This is a genomic window from Nostoc sp. UCD121, from assembly GCF_014222285.1.
GTDB lineage: Bacteria > Cyanobacteriota > Cyanobacteriia > Cyanobacteriales > Nostocaceae > Nostoc.
In genome coordinates, this window is record NZ_JACKZS010000347.1 from 1 (window position 1) to 4,907 (window position 4,907).

The 4,907-nt window shown below is 37.8% G+C and carries 5 protein-coding genes; 2 read left to right on the forward strand and 3 right to left on the reverse strand.

From position 1 onward, the window contains the following. Positions 1-24 precede the first annotated feature (24 nt). Positions 25-1,557, forward strand: coding sequence for a hypothetical protein (locus GNF10_RS35200; protein ID WP_185592854.1), 1,533 nt, complete (start codon positions 25-27; stop codon positions 1,555-1,557). A 125-nt stretch (positions 1,558-1,682) separates the two neighbouring features. After that, positions 1,683-2,348 carry a class I SAM-dependent methyltransferase gene (locus tag GNF10_RS35205; protein ID WP_185581942.1) on the forward strand — a complete coding sequence of 222 codons (666 nt, stop codon included), beginning with the start codon at positions 1,683-1,685 and terminating at the stop codon, positions 2,346-2,348. On the opposite strand, the gene GNF10_RS35210 is transcribed toward GNF10_RS35205, so the two are convergent. The 3 genes from GNF10_RS35210 to GNF10_RS35220 all read right to left on the reverse strand — a co-directional run bounded on the left by GNF10_RS35210 (position 2,328) and on the right by GNF10_RS35220 (position 4,794). Next, a complete protein-coding gene (locus GNF10_RS35210) occupies positions 2,328-3,281 on the reverse strand; it encodes an alpha/beta fold hydrolase (protein ID WP_185581941.1) in 954 nt (317 codons plus the stop codon). The two genes, GNF10_RS35205 and GNF10_RS35210, sit on opposite strands and share 21 nt — an antisense overlap. Positions 3,282-3,300: 19 nt before the next feature. Continuing rightward, positions 3,301-3,807, reverse strand: a complete 507-nt coding sequence (locus GNF10_RS35215; RefSeq protein ID WP_185581940.1) for a DUF4112 domain-containing protein — start codon at positions 3,805-3,807, stop codon at positions 3,301-3,303. An 87-nt stretch (positions 3,808-3,894) separates the two neighbouring features. Continuing rightward, entirely contained in the window at positions 3,895-4,794 is a 900-nt protein-coding gene (locus GNF10_RS35220) for a YihY/virulence factor BrkB family protein (RefSeq protein WP_185581939.1), read from the reverse strand. Positions 4,795-4,907 lie beyond the last annotated feature (113 nt).

Genomic DNA, 4,907 nt, shown 5'->3' on the forward strand with positions numbered 1-4,907 from the left:
ACTTAAATATAAATTTAAATTTCCATGATTAATATTGCTAAATTAAATAAAATTGACTTTATAGTTTTGATTACTATTGCCATTATTGGTCTGATACATTTACCTTTTCCATTTGACGGAGATCAAGCATTTTTTAGGCTAGGTGCTTTGGAGATGCAGCAAGGAAAGGTACTTTATCGGGATTTTTGGGATATTAAACAACCGGGTATTTTCTCATTTTATTTTTTAGCAGGAACTTTGTTTGGTTTTAATGAGATTGGTATCCATGTATTTGAACTTATTTACATGGTATTTTTTGCGATAATATTGCTGCTGACTCTAAAAAGCTATTTTCGACATCAGATAATTGCAAGTCTAGTACCTTTGTTAACAGTTGGCGTTTACTATATTGTTTCCGGTGCTTGGCATCTGACTCAAGTAGAAGCACTAGTCGGTTTTCCTTTATTCCTTTGTCTTTGGGTTACTTTTAAATCTTTTAAAAAAGAAGGAAAACAAAGATTTTATCTGCTTTTACTGTCAGGTTTTTTAGGCGGAATTGTACTTTTATTTAAATTCTTATTTCTGCTGATATTAGTTTCATTTTGGCTAAGTATATTCATGTATTCTATACTAATAGAACGCCAAAGTATTCAAAAAAACTTCATTGAGATTTTTATCCCAATTTTTATAGGAGTTACATTTCCTCTTTTGGTTGTTGCCAGCTACTTTATCTCGGTTAATAGTTTTGCGATAGTGTTTAAGACATTTTTTATATATCCACCGATGATTGTTGCTAATGCTGCATTTAATAAGACTAATTTTGTTTTAGGAATGAAATGGTTATTACAGAATTTTTATTCTTTAATTTTAATGACCTCTGTTGCAGTATATGTATCGTTGTATAAGTCTAAGAATATATTGACTTTGTTACTTGTTGTTTGGTGTATTTTTGGTTTGTCTGTTATTTTTTTACAGGAAACAGCATTGTGGGAATACCATTATTTACTATTATTTGTACCTCTAGGTATTTTAGCAACTAAGGGATTAGATATATTGTGGGAGTCTTTAAAAGGATTAAAGTCTCGAATCCCAACTATTTTGCTGGTATTTCTATTGTTTTTACCTTTCTCTTCCACTTTCGTAAAAAAGAGTATTACTCTAGTTAATAATAATTTTGCTTTAACTGAAGATACACGATTACAATATCAGGCTGCCTTTAGACCAAAATATCCATCTCTTCGTTCAGAAGCTAATTTTATATCTCAAGCAGGAAATATTGTTGGTGATATCTATGTAGCTGGCGATCCATCTATCTACTATTTTTCTGGTCGGACTCAAGCTACAATACTACGTGGTTGGGCCCTTGAATATTTTCTATCTGAGCAATGGTCAGCACTTATAAAGCAGTTAGATTCATCAAAGCCTCCTTATATTTTTATTGATTACGAACCCCAGGCTATAATCAAAGACAAATTCCCAAATTTGCTGGAATTTGTTGAGCAAAAATATCAGATTTTACGTCAAAATAATAACGGTATTTGGTATATATTGAAGAAAGACTCCGCAGTGAGAATTTAGCCTGGATTTCTCACAAGTGAGAAATCCGGGTTAGAGGATATTTTAAAAGTCCTCTTGTCTGATGTTTGATAAACCACTTTTAGACGATAGTATAACTGTAGATTATTGCAATTCTTTCATCTACCATGCCAAAACAGTCTATAGGTCTTGACGATCAACTCTATAATTACCTTTTATCCGTTTCACTGCGGGAACCAGAGATTCTTTTGAAGTTGCGCCAAGAAACTGCCAGTCATCCCAGAAGCACAATGCAGATTTCACCAGAACAAGGGCAGTTTATGAGACTGCTAGTACAGCTGATTGGAGCCAAGAAAACCCTAGAAGTTGGTGTATTTACAGGTTATAGCTCGCTCTCAGTTGCTTTAGCCCTTCCTGATGATGGTAAAATTATCGCTGCTGATGTGAGTGAAGAATTTACTGCGATCGCTCGCCGATATTGGCAAGAAGCCGGAGTTGCCCATAAAATCGATCTACGATTGGCTCCAGGTTTAGAAACTTTAGATCAGCTGTTGGCAACTGGACAAGCAGAGACATTTGATTTTGCTTTTATTGATGCTGATAAAGAAAATTATGATGTATATTATGAGCGATCACTGCAATTATTGCGTCCAGGTGGATTGATTGCGATTGATAATGTTTTATGGTCAGGACAAGTTGCTGACCCAGAAAATCAAGATGAAAGCACCCAATCGATTCGCGCACTCAATGAGAAGTTACATCATGATGAACGGGTAACACTCTCCCTTGTCCCCATTGCCGATGGACTTACCTTAGCCATCAAGCGGTCTTAGTACAGTTTCACCATCCCGTAAAAATTCCAGAATCGCTGCATTCAACTCCTTAGAAGCACCAGTTGAAGCGTCATGATAGCAGTTAGACAAAATTTTTAATTTGGAATTTGGGATATGCTGATGTAATTTTTCACCATGAGTAGCAGGAAACCAACTATCTTGATCGCCCCATAAAACTAGTGTAGGACACTTAATTGCACTTAGTTTATTTTGAATTTTGGTAAGCATATTTGGCTTATTTGCTTGCCAATTCTCAATTTCTCGCGCTGCTATTTGTAACTCTTCGGCAACTTTGACAATCGTACCAGGAAATTGAACAAAGGGGTAAGTTATCCAATAGACATCTTCTTTTGTCAAAATTGACGGATCAAATAATACCCCACGTCTTTCTACTGCCATAATTTCTCTTAATAGAGGTGCAAACAAATATGCTAGACGTAAGGAGTCAATTGTTTGGATGATTTCTAGAGGGGTTTGGGCAAGTAATCCCATAGCCCAATGGGGTAGACGTTTAGCAAAAACAGGTACATTTACTACTACAAGCTGCCCGATTAACTGCGGATTTTCTTGAGCAAGAGCAAGGGCAACTAATCCCCCCAGAGATTCCGCTACAATCACTGCGGGTTCATCACATAATGCCTGAATAATTCTTTGAAACTCAATAACTTGATGACCGTTGTGTTCTCGACGAGACAATGGTTTTTCAGAAAATCCAAAACCTTTGGCATCAAAACAAATTACCCGAAAATATTTAGATAATTCTGTGACACTGTGTCGCCAATTATAGCTCCAACTACCCATGCCATGTAATAAAATTAACGGTTTCCCTCTACCTTTTTCGCCATAAGAAATTTGTACAGGATAGCCTTTAGCATCAGTAATAATTAAAGTTTGCCGTCCGTTGGGAAAAGTAGCTTGCCACCAATCTTTCATTCCATTATCTATCAATAATTTAACCACCAGTTAAAGCGTTCCAGAATATTCTAATTAGGATCACGGGTAATGCTACTAAAACAATGGATATTAGCAACAATCCAACTAAAAGAGCAATGATAAATAACTTGTCTGCACTCTTTTGCTCGCTAGGAAACTTTAAGTATTCTTCCAATAGCTTGATATTATTAGTGTTAGCTCTCCAGGCAAAATCAAAGAAGTCTCCCAAAACGGGGACAGCGCCTACCAAGCCATCAAGGATCACATTTACAACCATTTTACCTAAAGTGGCTCTAGAGACACCCAGCCGCGCTGCTTCTAGGATGATGTAGCTAGAAAACATGACTCCCAAAAAATCACCACCAATAGGTATAAGTCCTAAAATTGGATCTAGACCAAAACCAATCTTTGTACCAGGAATAGTAATAACATTATCCAGCAGGCGACTTAACTGACGCAGGCGCTTCAAGGTGGGTGCTTTAGCATCAGGTTCAATCATAGAAAACCGAGGAGGAGAATCTGGCATGAAGGCGATCGCTAATTTTGCATTGAATCGTTAGATATTCTACTCCCCTAGTGAGCTTTTGCAAAAGTTTTCTCAAGGATTTACAAATTAATATTTTTTGTTAGATTGTGACTGTGCTTTTAGGCGCATATCTTCACCGACTGTCACGTTCAACTGATCGCCGATTAACAGTACAGCAGCACTCATCGACAGCCAGAGCATTAAAACTATCACAGCCCCTATAGCACCATATACTTTATTATAATTGCCAAAATTCGCCACATAAAGCCTAAATAGAGCAGATAATATTGCCCAAAAAACAGCTGCCAAAATTGCTCCGGGCATCATTGGCGTGCCTGAGTTCCATACACTTGGCCCATAGCGATAGACAAAGCCAAAAGCAACAGCAACAATACTTAAAGCTAAAGGCCAGCGTAACAGCTGCCAAAGATGCAATAAGACGATCAAGGAACTATTCTCGCGCACTACGATTCCCAAAAGCCAATCGCTGGTAAACACTAAGAAAGAAGCCAGCACTAAAAGCAACATAGTACCAACTGTTAATCCCAGAGAGACGAGCTTGGCTTTCCAAAAGGGGCGCATATTTTCTGAAGGAATTTGATGAATTTGGTCGAGGGCTGTCATAGCGGTATTCACCGCCCCAGAAGCAGTCCAAATTGCTAATACAAAGCTCAAAGAAAATAAGCCACTGTTTCTAGAATTGGTAATTTCTGTGGTAGCAAAATCACGAATTAGAACCAGGGCCTGTTCAGGTAGGATTTGACTAAGTTGGGCCGCTAGTTGTTTAAAGGTAGCTTGTAAAGATTCTGCCAATAAACCAATGGCTGTGAGGACAGCAAGAATCGCTGGAAACAGCGATAACATGGCATTGAAGGCGATTTCTGAGGCAAGTCCCAAAAGTCGTCTTTCCATTGTCCTAGCAAAAGTTTTTTTGAGCGTGCGCCAATTGAGGTAGTAAAAGAAGCGAAAAAAACGAGGCTTTGGCATAATTTTGAGTTAAAACTGGTTAGGTTTCTTAACTACTGTCCCAAATTTTGCGTAGCGATCGCATTTATCTTTTTACCGCAATAATACCGAGTGGGGAGTGGGGAGTGGGGGGC

Coding starts and splice junctions, on each gene's coding strand:
- GNF10_RS35200 (WP_185592854.1), top strand. CDS start 25: ATGATTAATATTGCTAAATTAAATAAAATTGACTTTATAGTTTTGATT.
- GNF10_RS35205 (WP_185581942.1), top strand. CDS start 1,683: ATGCCAAAACAGTCTATAGGTCTTGACGATCAACTCTATAATTACCTT.
- GNF10_RS35210 (WP_185581941.1), bottom strand. CDS start 3,281: ATGAAAGATTGGTGGCAAGCTACTTTTCCCAACGGACGGCAAACTTTA.
- GNF10_RS35215 (WP_185581940.1), bottom strand. CDS start 3,807: ATGCCAGATTCTCCTCCTCGGTTTTCTATGATTGAACCTGATGCTAAA.
- GNF10_RS35220 (WP_185581939.1), bottom strand. CDS start 4,794: ATGCCAAAGCCTCGTTTTTTTCGCTTCTTTTACTACCTCAATTGGCGC.